General features: G+C 57.3%; 13 protein-coding genes. 3 read left to right on the top strand and 10 right to left on the bottom strand.

What is annotated here, in order from left to right; genetic code table 11:
* The first annotated feature begins 39 nt into the window (after positions 1–39).
* The gene (locus ACJ8IL_RS03430) at positions 40–774 is read left to right on the top strand and encodes a thioesterase II family protein (RefSeq protein ID WP_075201387.1); all 735 of its coding nucleotides are present in this window, start codon (positions 40–42) and stop codon (positions 772–774) included.
* 50 nt (positions 775–824) lie between these two features.
* Here the strand turns inward: ACJ8IL_RS03430 and ACJ8IL_RS03425 are convergent, their stop codons facing one another.
* The 4 genes from ACJ8IL_RS03425 to ACJ8IL_RS03410 all read right to left on the bottom strand — a co-directional run bounded on the left by ACJ8IL_RS03425 (position 825) and on the right by ACJ8IL_RS03410 (position 4616).
* Complete coding sequence (locus ACJ8IL_RS03425; RefSeq protein ID WP_148123539.1) at positions 825–1241, bottom strand: RbsD/FucU family protein; 417 nt, start codon at positions 1239–1241, stop codon at positions 825–827.
* A 48-nt stretch (positions 1242–1289) separates the two neighbouring features.
* Positions 1290–2054 carry an SDR family NAD(P)-dependent oxidoreductase gene (locus tag ACJ8IL_RS03420; RefSeq protein ID WP_025303314.1) on the bottom strand — a complete coding sequence of 255 codons (765 nt, stop codon included), beginning with the start codon at positions 2052–2054 and terminating at the stop codon, positions 1290–1292.
* A gap of 21 nt (positions 2055–2075) precedes the next feature.
* Positions 2076–3311: an MFS transporter gene (locus tag ACJ8IL_RS03415; protein WP_016927236.1), complete on the bottom strand. Its 1236-nt coding sequence runs from the start codon at positions 3309–3311 to the stop codon at positions 2076–2078.
* A gap of 270 nt (positions 3312–3581) precedes the next feature.
* Entirely contained in the window at positions 3582–4616 is a 1035-nt protein-coding gene (locus ACJ8IL_RS03410; protein ID WP_342095528.1) for a LacI family DNA-binding transcriptional regulator, read from the bottom strand.
* A gap of 297 nt (positions 4617–4913) precedes the next feature.
* Between ACJ8IL_RS03410 and kynA the strand changes: the two genes are divergently transcribed.
* Both kynA and sbmC read left to right on the top strand, forming a co-directional pair.
* Positions 4914–5756: a tryptophan 2,3-dioxygenase gene (kynA, locus tag ACJ8IL_RS03405; protein ID WP_025303311.1), complete on the top strand. Its 843-nt coding sequence runs from the start codon at positions 4914–4916 to the stop codon at positions 5754–5756.
* 23 nt (positions 5757–5779) lie between these two features.
* Entirely contained in the window at positions 5780–6247 is a 468-nt protein-coding gene (gene sbmC / locus ACJ8IL_RS03400) for a DNA gyrase inhibitor SbmC (RefSeq protein WP_049204947.1), read from the top strand.
* Between the two features lie 97 nt (positions 6248–6344).
* Here sbmC and ACJ8IL_RS03395 read toward each other — a convergent pair whose 3' ends face one another.
* The 6 genes from ACJ8IL_RS03395 to ACJ8IL_RS03370 form a co-directional block, all read right to left on the bottom strand.
* Positions 6345–7043 (bottom strand): hypothetical protein, encoded by a 699-nt coding sequence (locus ACJ8IL_RS03395; RefSeq protein WP_147823937.1) that lies wholly within the window; start codon positions 7041–7043, stop codon positions 6345–6347.
* A 53-nt stretch (positions 7044–7096) separates the two neighbouring features.
* Complete coding sequence (locus ACJ8IL_RS03390; RefSeq protein WP_442516342.1) at positions 7097–7474, bottom strand: hypothetical protein; 378 nt, start codon at positions 7472–7474, stop codon at positions 7097–7099.
* A gap of 179 nt (positions 7475–7653) precedes the next feature.
* Positions 7654–8142, bottom strand: a complete 489-nt coding sequence (locus ACJ8IL_RS03385; protein ID WP_071826121.1) for a hypothetical protein — start codon at positions 8140–8142, stop codon at positions 7654–7656.
* A 1-nt stretch (position 8143) separates the two neighbouring features.
* On the bottom strand, positions 8144–12565 hold the full coding sequence (locus ACJ8IL_RS03380) for an RHS repeat-associated core domain-containing protein (protein ID WP_442516341.1): 4422 nt from the start codon (positions 12563–12565) through the stop codon (positions 8144–8146).
* A gap of 2 nt (positions 12566–12567) precedes the next feature.
* Positions 12568–13008, bottom strand: a complete 441-nt coding sequence (locus tag ACJ8IL_RS03375; protein WP_025303306.1) for a DcrB-related protein — start codon at positions 13006–13008, stop codon at positions 12568–12570.
* Positions 13009–13062: 54 nt separating this feature from the next.
* Positions 13063–14991 carry a type VI secretion system Vgr family protein gene (locus ACJ8IL_RS03370; RefSeq protein ID WP_025303305.1) on the bottom strand — a complete coding sequence of 643 codons (1929 nt, stop codon included), beginning with the start codon at positions 14989–14991 and terminating at the stop codon, positions 13063–13065.
* Between the last annotated feature and the right edge of the window lie 48 nt (positions 14992–15039).

Genomic DNA, 15039 nt, shown 5'->3' with positions numbered 1-15039 from the left:
GCGGATAGCGTCATATTCTTGCAAAGCAGAGGAAGCCGTATGTGGTTTGAGCAAATAAAAAGGGGTACCGGTGGGGATGATGAGCATATTTTATTTTGTTTCCCTTATGCCGCCGGAAATGCCGAGGTATTCGTGCCATTCTCTCACTACGTCAATAGCAATACGTCCGTGTACGCCATGCAACTGCCCGGCAATGGGCGCCGCTTTTCAGAGGCGTTGTGCAATGATGTCTACAAAATTTTGGATGAGGTGGAACGAGAAGCCACGAGCCTGATGTCGGGAAAACCGTACTCATTTCTTGGTCACAGCAATGGCGGATTATTCGCCTTTGAATTGGCGAGTCGTTTTATCGCTCAGGATAAACCGCCGGCGCGAATTTTTATCGCCGCAGAAGCACCGCCGCACATTACGGATTTTAAGCATGATCCGATGCATTCAGATGATGATGAAATGGCCGAAGTATTGCGTCGTTATGGCGGAACTCAACCTGATATTTTGGATGACGTTGATTTCAGAAGCTTATTTTTTCCTATTATACGCAACGAGCTGTCGATTAATTTTCATATGAAACGGGCGTTGAAGGAGAAGACAATCAATTATCCTTTGGTGTTGATTCACGGCAGCCGCGACAGCACTGTTTCCAAGACGGACATGGCGGCTTGGGCGCGCTATACAAGCGCGCATATCGGTCTGCACACCGTTTCGTCGGATCATTTCTTCATCAATCATCAGCCGAAAGAAGTGGCGGATATCGTGAATCAGCAGCTGGCGTAAAGCGCAGGTATGGCGGTTGGGGCACAACCGCCATTAACGCAATGGCGTCATCACACCACCGGCGCCACCGTCAGCAGCAGGTTGGCGAAGCGGCGCTGTTCGCCGGAGGCGATCACCAGCAACGTCCGATCCGATTTGACCGCGGCGTAAAACGCCTCGCGCGGCAGGTATTCGATCGGGCAATGTTCAGGCAGCAGCTGCCGGTATTCGGCTTCGATAGCGTTGGTGAAGTCCGGCGGGCAGGCCATCAGCGCCGCGCTTTCCACGTTGATGCAGGCCAGCAGTTTTTCCAGGATTGGCGGAGCGGCGAGCGTGCCGGGCGCCAGGTTCAGATAGACCACGGTGGCGTCTTTCGGCGCGTGGGTCACGCAGGCGTAGTTGCCGTCGGCGATCAGCACCTGGGTTTTATGCCCGCATTGCGCCAGCGCGGCGAGCAGCGGTGGGTGGATGATGGCGGATTTAATCATAAGGCGATACCTGAATAGGGGGCGGCAGCCGTGCCGCCCGCAGCTGAATTACATGCGGTAGATGCCGCCGTTGATATCAAGAGTGGCGCCGGAGATGAAGCCGTCGTATTCCGCCGCCAGAAAGGTGATGGCGCGCGCCACGTCGTCCGGCGTGCCTGCGCGGCCCAGCGGGATGGCGCGAACGGTTTCCTCCGCCGATTCTTGGGTGGTGTGGCGATTATGGAAGCGGGTGCCGAGGATCAGGCCGGGCGCCACCGCGTTTACCCGGATGCCGTGCTCGCCCAGCTCCGCCGCCAGCGAGCGCGTCCAGGTGAGCACCGCGCCCTTGGTGGCGGAATAGACCAGCGAGCCGGAGTGGCCGCCGGCGCGGCCGGCCTGCGAGGCCAGGTTGACGATGCTGGCGCCGTTTGCCGCCGCCTTCAGGAACGGTAGCGCGCTCTGCGTCACGTTCAGCATGGTGGTCATGTTCACGTCGATCACGGTTTGCCAGAAGGCGCGGTCGATCTCGCCCAGCCATTTGCGCCCGACGATGCCGCCGACGTTATTGACCAGAATATCGATGCCGCCGAGAAACTCGGCGCCGGCCGCGACGCAGCGCAGCGTTTCGTCGGTATCGATGAGATCGGCGTAGCCGTAAGCGGCTTTTTGCCCCAGAGAATGGGCCAACGCCACCAGCGCCTTGGGGCCGCTTTCGTCGCTGTGATAGTGAAAATAGATGTCGCAACCGGCCTTGATCAGCCGCTCCGCAGTGGCGCGGCCAATGCCCTGTTCCGCTCCGGTGATAAAGACCTTTTTGCCCGCAAGATCGCCCATGATTGACTCCTTATTGGTTCGTTAAGAATTGATGACGCCTTCACGCTGTTTGGCGCAGTAGAAAATGCAGATCAGCCCGGTGGCCAGCAGGCACGAGGCCAGGAAAAACAGCCCCGGCGCGCTGCTGCCGGTCAGATCGTTCAGCACGCCCACCGCATAGGGGGCGACAAAACCGCCGATATTGCCGATGCAGCTGACCACCGCCAGCCCGGCGGCCGCAGCCGCGCCGGTGGAGATATTGGCGGGCATGGATAAAAACGGCGGCACGGCGGTGTAGATACCGATGGCGGCGATGCACAGGAACGACAGCGCGACGAGCGGGTCGTATTTAAAAAACGTCACCGCCCCCATCAGGCCGATGGCGGCAACCACCATGCTGAGGCCGGCAAATACGCCGAGCTTTTTGGTTTTGCTGGCCCACAGGCTCCACGGATAGACCAGCAGCGCGGCCAGGCCGTAGGGAATGAGCGCCAGTAGGCTGACGCGGAAGATATCGCCGCCGGAGAGGGCGCTGATGATCGACGGCAGCCAGGTGCCGAAGCCATAAATGCCGCACACCATGCCGAAGTTGAGCAGCGCGTAGAGCAGGTATTTCTTGTTTTTAATCCCCTTCAGGAAGTCAGCCAGCGTGATTTTAGAGCCGGATTTGGAGCGGCCGGCGTTGCTCATCAGCCAGGCTTTTTCCTCCACGTTCAGATAGCCGACGTCTTTGGGGGAGTTCTTGATCAGGAACGGGATCAGCAGGCCGATGACGATCGGCGGCAGCCCTTCGAGGATAAACAGCAGCTGCCAGGGGGCGAACCCGAACCAGTCATGCTGAATATTGAGAATAAAGCCGGAAATCGGCGAGCCGACCGCGTTGGACAGCGGCTGGACGATGATAAACATGCCGAGAATTTTGGTGCGGTATTTCTCCGGAAAGAAAACCGTGAAGTAATACACCACCGAGGGAAAGAAACCGGCTTCGCACACGCCCAGCATAAAACGGCAAATATACAGCTCCAGCGGCGTGCGCACAAAACCGAGCAGGGTCGCGAAGATGCCCCAGGAAATTAATATTCTGGCGAACCAGATACGCGGGCCAAATTTAATGGTGCCGGCGTTGCTGGGTATTTCAAACAGGAAATAGCCGATAAAGAAAATCCCGGAGGCGAAGCCGAAAGCCGAGGCGGTCAATCCCAGATTATCTTCCAGCGCTTTGGCGGCGTAGGCCATATTGTTGCGGTCGAGAAAGGCCAGGAAATACAATAAGATCATGAGGGGGACAATATGCAGCGTCAATTTCCTGATGGCGCTGCGTTCAATATCCGTTGGCATTGTTTTTTTCATCATGGTTTTTCCCATGTGGTTAATCGGAATAATAGCGGCCCAGCCCAAAGTCATGAGCGGCGTGCTGAATAACGACGTTGCGTGCATAAAAGCGTCGCGCCGTTTATTTATTGCGACGATTCTATTTTTTCTGCTTTTAGCTGCGACGATCCGGACGATGCCGGCTGCGCATCGTCTGGGAAAGTCGTTTTTACCGTATTAACCGGCGGTTTTGACCGAGCGCCGGCTGATGACCGACGGCGGGAAGAGAAACTCGCCGGGGGGTTGCAAATCATTGTTGATACGGCCGATCAGGCGTTCGACCATCAGCTGCGCCATCTCCGCCAGCGGTGGGCCAATCGACGTCAACCCCGGTTCGGCCAGGCCGGCCAGCGCGATATTATCGATGCCAATCACCGAGATGTCTGCGGGCACCTGGATGCCGGCGGCGCGCAGGCCCACCATCAGCCCGATGCCCAGCGCATCGTTAATCGCCACGATGCCGTCCGGGCGCGGTGCCAACGCGAGAACGCGCGGCGCCAGCGTCAGCCCCAAGTCGAACATTTCCGTGTCGCCGTAGGCGCTGTTGGCTTTGCCTTCGATCACCCGTTGGCGTTCGCTCAGGCTGTGCCCCAGCGCGCTCAGAAAACCGTCGATCTTGTGGCTGCGCCCGACGGTCAGCGTCGCTTCGGTGGCGAACACGATGTGTCGGCAGCCGCGCTCGAGCAGGTGCTGCGCGGCCAGGCGCCCGGCGGCGATATTGTCCATCGACACGCTGTCGAACAGTCGGGTATCGGTGGCCATCGGCTCGGCGAACGGGCTGTCGTAGCTGACAATCTTCATGCCACGCTCGGCGGCCCGAACAAAATGAGTCTGGCGAATGTCGCTCGCCGCTACGATGATGCCGCGCACGCCGTGCAGGAACATATCGTCGATAAACGCGGCTTCTTCCTGTTCCTGGCGGTAGGCGTTGCCGAGCAAAACGCGGTAACGGTGAACCCGCGCCGCGCCGTCGACCGCATGCGCCAGCGCCGAAAAGCTCGGGTTGACGATCGACGGCAGCAGCAGGCCGATGATCTTCGCCTGCGGCGCGGGCACCGCCGCTCGGGCCGGCCGGTATCCCAGGGCTTCCATCGCCCGTTCGATGCGCTCACGGGTCTGCGCGCTCATCTGGTGGCTGCGATTGTTCAGCAGGTTCGACACGCTGCTGATGGACACGCCGGCCAACCGCGCCACATCACGAATATTTGCCATTTGCCGATACCTTGCTGCCTGCCGTTAGCCTGCAATCTATAAGGGAAGCCGGCCGCAGGCAAGCCGGAACCGGGGCGCTGCGCGCATGGGATTGCGCATTTGTGAGAATCGTCAGGCGGCAGCCGTGTTGTTTACTAAACAACACAGGGGGAGAGGGGCAATGTGTTAACGCAGATGAGTGAGATCTGCGAAGCACCTCTCGTTTATCGCCCTTCGGGGCGGCGGGTTCTGTACTATTGTTTTCTCTTTGCGGCTCGTTCCAGGCCGATGGGGCGCTGGGCGCAACGGAGAGAACAGATGAACAAACGGGAATTAGAAAGCGCGATTGTCACCGATTTTTCCAAACGCATGAGCTATGGCGACTACCTGTGCCTGGACTCGCTGCTGGACTGCCAGCACCCACTCTCCAACCCGCCGCATCATGACGAAATGCTGTTCGTGATACAGCACCAAACCTCCGAGCTGTGGATGAAGCTGATGCTGCACGAGCTGCAGGCGGCGGTGCGGCTGGTGCAGCAGGACAAACTCAGCCACTGTTTCAAAATCCTCGCGCGCGTCAAACAGATCCAGCGGCTGCTGTTCGAACAGTGGGCGGTGCTGGAAACGCTAACGCCGTCGGAGTACGTCGAGTTTCGCGACGTGCTGGGCAGCTCGTCGGGCTTCCAGTCGCATCAGTACCGGTCGATCGAGTTCCTGCTCGGCAACAAGAATGCGGCGATGCTGGCGGTGTTTAGCAGCGATGCGGAAAAGCACGCCGCGCTGAAGGCGATCCTCGAAGCGCCGAGCCTGTACGACGAATACTTGCTGTACCTGGCACGCCACGGCCTGCCGATCCCGCAGGAGTGCCTCGAGCGTGACTGGACGCAGCCCTACCAGCGCAACCCGGATCTGCTGCCGGCGTTCAAAGTGATCTACGACAACCCGCAGACCTACTGGGAAGCCTATGAAATGGCGGAGAAGCTGGTGGATATCGAGGAGAGTTTCCATCTGTGGCGTTTCCGCCATATGAAAACGGTGGAGCGGATCATTGGCTTTAAGTCAGGTACCGGCGGTTCCAGCGGCGTCAGCTTCCTGAAAAAGGCGTTGGATCTGACCTTTTTCCCCGAGCTGCTGGACGTGCGCACCGAAATCGGCGCCTGAAATAACGTGGGAGGATAAGGGCGATGAGCGTGAGGATTATCGATAAAGCGGCGGAGAAGGTGGTGGGAGTGAGAGTCGTGGGGCCGTATCCGCAGACCATCCCGCAGGGCTCGCAGCAACTGCTGGCATGGCGGAAACGCCACGGCGTGCCGTTTGGCAAATGGCTGGTGCTGTATTGGGACGATCCGGCGGAAGTGGCGCCGGAAAAGCTGCGTGCCGACGTAGTGATAAGCGTGGCGGACGATTTCGCGCTGCCGGCGGGCAGCGAGGGCGTGACCGTGCAGACGCTGCCCGCCGGGCAGTATGCGGTCTACCACGTGCGCATCAGCGATGGCGATTTCGAGCGGGTGTGGGGCGAGTTCTATCAGAAGCTGCTGCCGGCCAGCGGCTACCAGCCGGTTGAGGGGGTGAGCTATGAACACTATCTCAACGACTGCGAGGCCGACGGCTATTTCGACCTCGAGATTTACCAGACGGTGAAGAAGTGGTGAGGGGGCTAACGGCGCGGTAGCATATCAAAAGGCTCTTTGGGAGCCTTTTGATGGGATATTTAAAGATTCATTTAAAAGAGGAACAGTCATAAGATAATTATTCCATGTCTATATCATAGAATGTATATTTAAGGTTTTTTATAAAATCTATTGTTTGCAGTAAGCGAACGTCTATCTTTTGATATGCCAAACAATCCTTCTCTAACTGGTTTATTATGGATAAACATCTTTCATCTTGCTCGTCCATGGCATCATAAAAATATTGGTTGCACAAATCTAGCATTCTTAAGAATAACGAATCGGAAATTGTCTCATCTGATGGTGGTGTTTCCCCTGGGATATGATGGGTCGCACTGAGCAATAAAAACCCATGATGCGAAAAATCACAGCCCGACAAGAAATAAAGACCCTCTTTGATTGGTGTCTTATAAACGATGGCCGATGTATCCGATGCGACAATTAAAATGTTCTCTTTGGATTGGAAAACTGCTTCGTCTTGAATAGTGACGTGAGATACGAAGCTATCGATACATTCTGATAATTTTATTTCTCGTAATGAGTCAACATCAAGGGCATGACGCTCGCTTGATGCTTTAAAAAAAGAAGGAACGCTCAACAACAAAAAAGAAAACTCGTTTGTTTTCTTGTTGATTAAAAACCAGTCAAGGGAGTCCATTTCACTAAAATTACTGCTTCCAAAGAAATTACTGATATCATTTTCTAACTCATAGATATCACTGTACTGGCTTTTCATTGATATATTAAAGTTGGCGATATCCCAGGAAATATTCATCATCTGTTACCTCAGAGTGTTATAAAGATTTCAGTGGGGTCGCCTCTAAGAGAGCGCTAGTGAAAAATGAAACCCAGCAACTTTATCTTATATCTTGCTGGTTGTGACTCACCCGTCGCCGTGATTATTGTTATTCTGTTTTTGTGCATTTCCGACTCTACATTCTGAATGTAGATATCCAGATTTTCATTTTTATATGAAGGTATTGGGTCATATGGGTACTCTATGACTTTTATCCCGCTTATTTTTTCTGCGATCGCCTTCCTGATGTTTTCATCTATATCCCATATGGGTATCGCAGAGCTGTTATCATAAAGTACTTTTTCGTTAGAGTTAGGGATGGATACTTTTTTTTTAAATAAACGAAACTGCTCTTCGTTACCATCAAATAGTTGCCTGTTTGATGGGGTAATGACAATTTTCTCTTTGTTCATAATATTTAAATAGATCTAGTGAATAAATGATTCATGCCTTTATTGATTGTTAGTGTGCGAAGTGAAGATGTAGTTATTCGCGATATTCGAGGGGGGGGGGTTGAAAAATCACACACACTCTGCATTATGGAATGAGTGTGTGAATTTTTATATAATAATGTGGATGAGTTTCCTCTTTTTTAATAAATTATGTTATTCCTTTTGCAATATTTTCGCCATTCATCCTCAGTATGAAATGCACTGCGATAGTTGCACACTATTGTTCCCGTTAAATTATGTGGGTCATAAGCAGCGTCAATATGCCCCCATGAACCACTAACTGGAAGTTGTATATGAGTTTTTTCATAAAACCATGTTCGAAGATTTTTGGTAATAGCACCTTCTACTTTTTTTTGTATTCCCATCATGAGTTTTTCAGGCGCAAAACGCCAACTGCAAAGCACTGCATCTGTAATGAAGGCCCCGGAGAAGTCGGCAATTATATATATATCGCCGGCTTTTTCTTTTTTTGTACTGATTATTGTTCTGTATGATGTAGTCCTACCATCTGACTTTTCTGGCCAACCCTCCCACAATCTGGAGCCTTTTATTAGCATTTCTCGGGTTGTCGCTGTACCTAGCGTTATTCCCGCGAGTTCTAGTGTTCCGTCATAAGTATCTAGTTGCATTTTACAATCCAATTTCAAAAGGCTTATCAATTGGCTCAAGAACAGTTTTATAGTTAGAAAGGAAAAATTGAGTTCCTCCGCCTTCGCCGAATCTCGTTGGGTCTTGAGATATCGCTTTACCTGTTCCTGCAATCGTTTCTCTTTTTACTCTATATGCTTGTATTTTAGATCTATAACCAAATTTTTCATGTGGAAGCACCTGCAAACTTTCCCATAGCTTGGCTCTACTGCCACCTGCAGCATCTAGCGTCGCCTTGTTGAAGTAAAAACCAGATTGCCCTGGAGCGCCGCCATAAACAATGTCACCTTCTTTCAACATGATATTTGACCAAGAGTCTCGTCCTTTGTAGATACCTCGACCTTGCCATTGTCGACCAAAAGCTGCCTGATTATGATCGTTGGCTTTGGTTGCTGCGCATCGTGGCTTCCATCCCCAAGGATCCACCCAACCCAGCGGATTCGGCGCGTATTGGTACAGGTTGATCCCGCCGGCCAAACCTATCGGATCGTGCTGGGTAAATCTGCCGATATCCGGATCGTAATAGCGGAACAAATTGTAGTGCAATCCCGTTTCCCGATCCAGGTATTGCCCCTGTAGGCGCAGGTTTTGGGAGTAATCCAGATCTTGCTGATTTTCCTCATACTTTATGCGGCCCCAGGCGCTGCTGTGGCTCTGCCAGCGCAGCGTTCCGTCGCTGTCGGTCAGGCTTTCCGGTTCGCCGTTCGACGCCGTGTGGAAGTAAAATACTTGGGCCGGCGCGTGGCCGTCGATGCGCGCCAAAGGTTCATAGCTGCCCTGATCGGCATAGACATAGGTGAGGGGCATGCCGTCGCGAGTTTCCTGCAGCAGCCGGAAACCTTCCCACAAAAACGTGGTGGTTTGGCATTTGCCGGCCGGTTGGCGCAGATCCTGACTTTGCTGCCACACCCGCTTTTGCGTGCGCCGCCCGAGCGGATCATAGTGGAACTGCACATGCTGCTGGGCTTCGCTGCGATGCTGGCTGTAGCGCACCACCTCGCAGAGGCGATGATCGGCGTCGTAGAGATATTGCCAACGGTAGTGGCCTTTGCGTTTTTCCACCGTGCGGCCAAAGACATCGTACCGGTAATCAATTCCCTGATAATGCAGTACGCGGTTGTGCCGCTGGCGGAATTGCCCCTCATCCAGCAGGTTGGATGCCGGATCGTACCGGTAGCGCTCGGTATCCGGCAGCGTGCCGTCCCGGTTCAGTAATCGACCGGTGGCATCGTACTGATAACGCTGGTAGGAGAACGGGTTGGCGTTGTGTTCTTCGCGCGTCAGGTTGTTTTGATAGTCGTAGGACCACTGGCGCGAGCTGCTGGCCGGCGCCGGGCGCTGGCGGTTGTCATTGAAGATCTCCCGCCGGTCTTTGCGCCCCAGCCGATCATAATGCACTCGGCTGGTCAGGCGACCCTGCGTACGGCTCAGCTCGCGGTGCAGATTGTCACGCTCGAACTCGCTGAGGGTGATATCGTCCAGCACCAGCTGCAGCAGGTGGCCGCTGCCATAGTACAGCGCGCGCAGCGCGCGTCCGTCGGGCAAGGTGGTTTGCGTGCGGTTACCCATCGGATCGTAATCATAGCGCAGCGTACCGTTGGCACCTTGTTCACGGGTTACCCGCCCCAGCAAGTCATAGTCAAAACTGACCTCGCTCTGAGCCGTTGTCGGCTCGTCATGCCATGCGTTGCCGCGGTCACTGGCGGCATGCAGCAGTTGGCCGATCGGGCTGTAGCGGTAGCGGGTTTCTCCATCGGGCGTTTGTTTGCTCACCAGTTGGCCGGCGGCGTCATGGCTGAAATAGTGCGAGAAGGCGGCGGAGGTATTGGCGGCGAAGCGGCGCTCGACGACCCGGCGGCATTCGTCGTAACGATAGCGGGTGCTGACGCCGTCCAACCCGATTTCTTCCTGCAACAGATTGCAGGCCGTCCAATGGAACAGGTAACTTTCGGCATTCTCGTTGCGCAGCGCCGTTAATCTGCCGCGGGCGTCGTAGTGGCGCACCACCTCGCCATCGAGCGGATTGCGCGTGGCCAGCAGGCGGCCGGCTGCGTCATAGCGATAATGCGTCAGGCGCCCATCGGCCCCCTGATAGCGATCCAGCTGGCCCTGCGCGTTCCAGCTCAGCGTCTCTTGCCAGCCCTCGGCGCGCTGCAGCTGTGTCAGGCGGCCGGCGGCATCGTAGCGGTAATGGACGCGTTCGCCGGCGGCGTCGGTCACCTCGCTGAGCCAGCCTTGAGCCGTATATTTGTAGAGGGTTTGTTTGCCGGAGCAATCGCGGGCGCGCAATAATTGCCCGTGCTCATCATAAGCGAAATGGCTGATGCCGCCGTTGGCGTCGACGGCTTGCACCACCTGGCCATAGCCATCGCGCAGGTAGCGCTGGGTATGGCCGAGCGCATCGATCTCGGCAATCAAGGCATGGCGCTCGTCGTAGTAGAAATGCTGTGTGGCGCCGTTGGGCTCCTTGACGCTGATCGGCAGTGCGCGCTGCGGTAGCCAACCGGTGAGGCGGATATGGCCGAGCGGATCCTCTTCCTCGACCAGATTACCGGCTTCATCGTAGCGGAAATGCCAGCCGTGGCCGAGCGGATCGCGTGTGGCGATCAGCATGTCTTCGTCATTCCATTGGTAATGCCAGACCTCACCACGCTCGTCGGTATATTCGACGATCAGCCGTTGGGCGTTCCAGCGGTGCTGGTGCCGCAAGCCGTCATTCTCGGTGACCGTCGTTAACCCGGCGGCCAAATCGTAGTCGATTGTACAGCCGCCGCCGGCGCTGTCGCGGTGTTCCACCACGCGCCAGTCGTCGAACATCGCCCAGTGATACTCGAAGCTGGGCCCACCGGCCTGTTGGTGGCGGGTCAGCAGGTGTTGGGCGTTATAGTGAAATTCGCGTGTGACCAGGCCGCCGGCGTCGATCACCTGATGCAGATCGCCGCCGTCGTCATAACGGTAGCGCACGCGTGGTTCGTCGTTATGCCGCAAGGCGGTGACGCGATCATCGAAGCGCGGATCGCCGTATTCCAGCCGCAATGTCATGGTGCCGGCGCTGTCGACGATGTGGCTCAGGCGCTGTCGTTCGTCGTAGTTCAGCAGCAGCGCATTATCGTACTCATCGCTCAACGACACCAGCCTCAGGCGGGAAGGGGTCTGCGGCAGCGGCACGAACAGCCGCCAGACGCTGCCGTCGGTGTCGGCGATCAGCAGCTGTCCCTCTTCACCGCGGCGGAACATCAGCCCTTCACCGGCGCTGAAGCTCGGCTGGTTCACCTCAGGCAGCGGGAAGCGTAGCTCACGACCGGTTTCATCATGCAGGCAACACTCAATGACGCCGTCCCGGTCGTTAAGATCGACCCAAATTTCAAAAGGCGTGCGCCAGCCGTGGCCAAACAGTCCCTGATAGCCATTGCGGCTGTTGTAATTGCGCTGCCAGATCAGCGGAAAGCGCGCCGGCAGCAACAGGTCCAGATCTTCTTCGTCGTTCAATACCTTGGCGCCGGTGGCGGCATGCACCGGGTTAAAGGCGGCGTGGATCGCTTCGCCGAGGGCGTTAACGCCCGCCGCCGCCAGACCGCCGCCGATCATGCAAGGCAGGTTCTTAACCAGCTTGGCCGGATTACCGAGCAGCAGCGGCAGCACGGTCAGCGCCAAACCGATACCCGGCAGCTTGCCGCTCTTGATGTCGCGTACCACCACCGTGCCGCCGCCGATCTGCACATTTTTGGAGACGTCGGTCGAGACTTTCGCCTCGCAGGTTGAACGGTCATTGCTGCGTACAGCCGGTTGGCCGTTGATAAATACTTTACTGGAGCCTTCCGCCAGGTATTGCGGAAGCGGGTGTTTGTCGCAGCTGATTTTATCTTCTTCCAGCGGTTGGCTGGGCTGGCTGGGGCCGGCGACGCCGGGCTGCCATAGCTGCGAGAGGATATTACCGCCGGCGGCCAGCAGCTCGGCGCCATAATCCCAGAAGCTTTGCGGCGGCTGTGGCGCCGGTAACGCTTTGATCTCTGCGGGCGTGAGTAAACGACCTGCGGCGCGTGCCGCCGGTTTGGCGTTGGTGAAGACGTTGGGGGAGCCCGTGAGAATGACGCCGGAGACGGAAGGCGGGAAGAGCCAGTTGGCCACGGCGTCGCAACCGTTGCTGATATGTTCTCCGACGCCGGTCAGGCTGGTGGCAAAACCGACGATCAGCCCGGCGCCGACGCAGCCGGAGGCCGCCGTCGCCGCTGCGCCGAGCACCGCCACCCCTGCCAATGCCGGCGCTGCGGCGGCGGCTGCTGCGGACACGGCGGCGGTCGCCACCGCATACACCGCGACTTCGGCGACGGCGCTGGCGATGTCCGCCAACGCGCTGGTGTGGATCAGTTCATCATCCTTTCTTGCTGCCCAGATCTCAGCCATGGCTATTGTTCACTGTGTTCGGTCAAGACCAGCGACGCTTTCACCTGCTGCCAGTGAGCGTCATCCTCGGGGGTGAAGGGGCGCATGGCGGCATAGGTGACGATCAGTAACGTCTGGCTCTCGTCCGGCTGCACCGCCAACTGATGCTGATGATGGTGGTGTCCGGCGCGGATAAAGCGACTGGTGACTTCAATCGCCTTGAGATGGCCCTGCGGCCCGGCGCTGATGCGCCGGCGCGGCGACTGTTGCAAATCGCTGATCTGTGGCAGCAGTGCTTGCCACTGCTTCTCGAATTCGTCCTCCAGCGTGGCACCTTGCGGAATGATGCCGCGGGTGATGACCAGCGAGGCGCCGGTTTGCGGGTTTTTGAGAATATTGACCGTGCAGTCCTGCCAGGCGATGGCGGGGAGGGTGAAATGGCCTTCCTGGAAAAGGTAATCCATGGATGTCCTTGCAAGTAATCAGGGGAAAGGACGCGGCGCAGGGCCGCGTCGGCATCAGGATTTCGGGAACAGCTGATCGACGGCGCTCTGGATTGCCGCCTGATGGCCACCGCCCGGTGCGGCGGTGCGCGCGGCGCCGCCAGGCTGGTTGAGATCCAGCTGGCCGCCGGTATTGATCTCTCCGTCCTCTTTCACCGTGATATTGAAGCTGGTGCCGGTGATGTTGATTTGGCCGTTCGCCAGCAGCTCGATCACGCTTTCGCCGCACTCGAGCCGCAGCGATTCGCCGGAGCCGAGGGTAAAGGCGTTAACCACGGCGTCGCTGCGCGTTTTGCCGGTCAGCGCGGAGGATTCGCCTTTGACGCCGGTTGCCTGATTGAGCACCACCCGTTTGATCTGGTTGCCGCCCACCAGATGCGTGTGGTCGTTAGCGATGGTGTGGCTTTCATCGTTTTTCACCTGGGTGTCCATGTTGCGCTCCGCCTGGATCCACACCTGTTCGGCGCCGGCCTTGTCTTCGAAACGCAGGGCGTTGGCGTTGTCGGCGGTGCCGTCCTTGGTGCGGCTCATAAAGCCCATCTGGGTGGCGGCGGCCGGCAGCGCCCAAGGCGGCATGCTGGCTTCGTTATAGACACGTCCGGTGACGATCGGCCGATCCGGATCGCCGTTGATAAAGTCCACCACCACTTCGTCGTTCACGCGCGGGATCTGCACGCCGCCGTAGCCTTGGCCGGCCCAGGCGCTGGAGACGCGCACCCAGCAGGAGCTGCCGTCGTCTTTCGGCCCGAAGCGATCCCAGTGGAACTTCACCTTGATACGGCCGTATTTGTCGGTCCAAATCGATTCGCCGGCCGGGCCGACCACCCGGGCGGTCTGCGGCCCGTGGGTTTTCGGCCAGGTGGCCTGCTGCGGCGGGTGCCAGGGCACGTCCGCCGGCAGCACGATGAAGTCGATACGGTGTTCGCTGCTCTGATCGTCGCCGCTGGCATAGCGGTTCTCTTTCAGATGGTAGTTGGCCTGCAGCGTCAGGTACTCGCGGTTGTCGTCGGCGTGCGGGGCGTTATACAGCGTAAAGGTGCTGCCGGGAGCAATGCCCAGCGCGGTGGCGGTACCGCGGATCTGCTGATGTTCGGCCTGCCAGGCCTCCTGGCGCACGCGGGCGTAGAACTCCCCCTGCTGATGCTCGGTGTAGCGGCCCGGCCAGTCGTAAACGTCGATCTGCCCCGGCGTCGGCGAGACCGGGTTTTGCCGTGCCTGGAACAGCCAGGCGTTCGGCTTGCGGAAATCGTAGTCGTCCAGGCTGTAGATACCCGGCGTGACGCGATCGGACAACGTCCACTGGCTGATGCCTTCCTCGCTGGTGCTGCCGCCGGACGGCGTCAGGTGGTAGGGGATCATCTCATAGCCGGGATAGGGCTGGTGGTGGTGGGGGGCGTCCCCGAGCACCAGCGTGTGTTTGCCCATCTCGTGTTTGAAATAGTAATAGATGCCCTCCAGCTCCATCAGGCGGCTGATGAAGTTGAAACTGCTTTCGTTGTACTGCACGCAGTAGCCCCACAGGCGATAGTCGCCGGTCAGCTGATCTTCCAGCTGCACGTTGTGCTCCGCCAGCAGGGTCTTGACGATCTGCGGCACCGTCTGTTCCTGGAAGATGCGGAAGTTGCGGTCCTTGGTCATCGGCCAGAGATCCGGCTGCACGTGCAGGTTATACACCGCGTAGCGCGTGCCGCCGATCTCTTCGCTGCTGACGGCGATGGCGGTGATCTTGCCGTTCAGGTAGCGCGGGGCGCTGAGGAAGCCCTGGGTTGGGATCTCCAGCGTCAGCGGTTGGCCGAGCAGCGCTTTGCGATCGAGCCGCGCGTCGGTGCTCAGCAATTCAATAGAGAAGTCAAAAGGGGTGGAAAGCGCTTCGATACCGTCCAGTGAGCGGAACAACAGTTGCTCCTGGCCCAGCGGCGTGTGCGCAATAATGCGGTCCAACATGAGAACGTCCTCTGTGATTGACGTCATGCCCTGCATACTCCGGCGTTG

Source organism: Serratia sp. CY47444 (assembly GCF_052168635.1).
In the GTDB taxonomy this organism is placed as follows: domain Bacteria; phylum Pseudomonadota; class Gammaproteobacteria; order Enterobacterales; family Enterobacteriaceae; genus Serratia; species Serratia bockelmannii.
The sequence above is the reverse complement of the archived record's forward strand: the minus strand, read 5'-3'. Positions and strand labels throughout refer to the sequence as shown.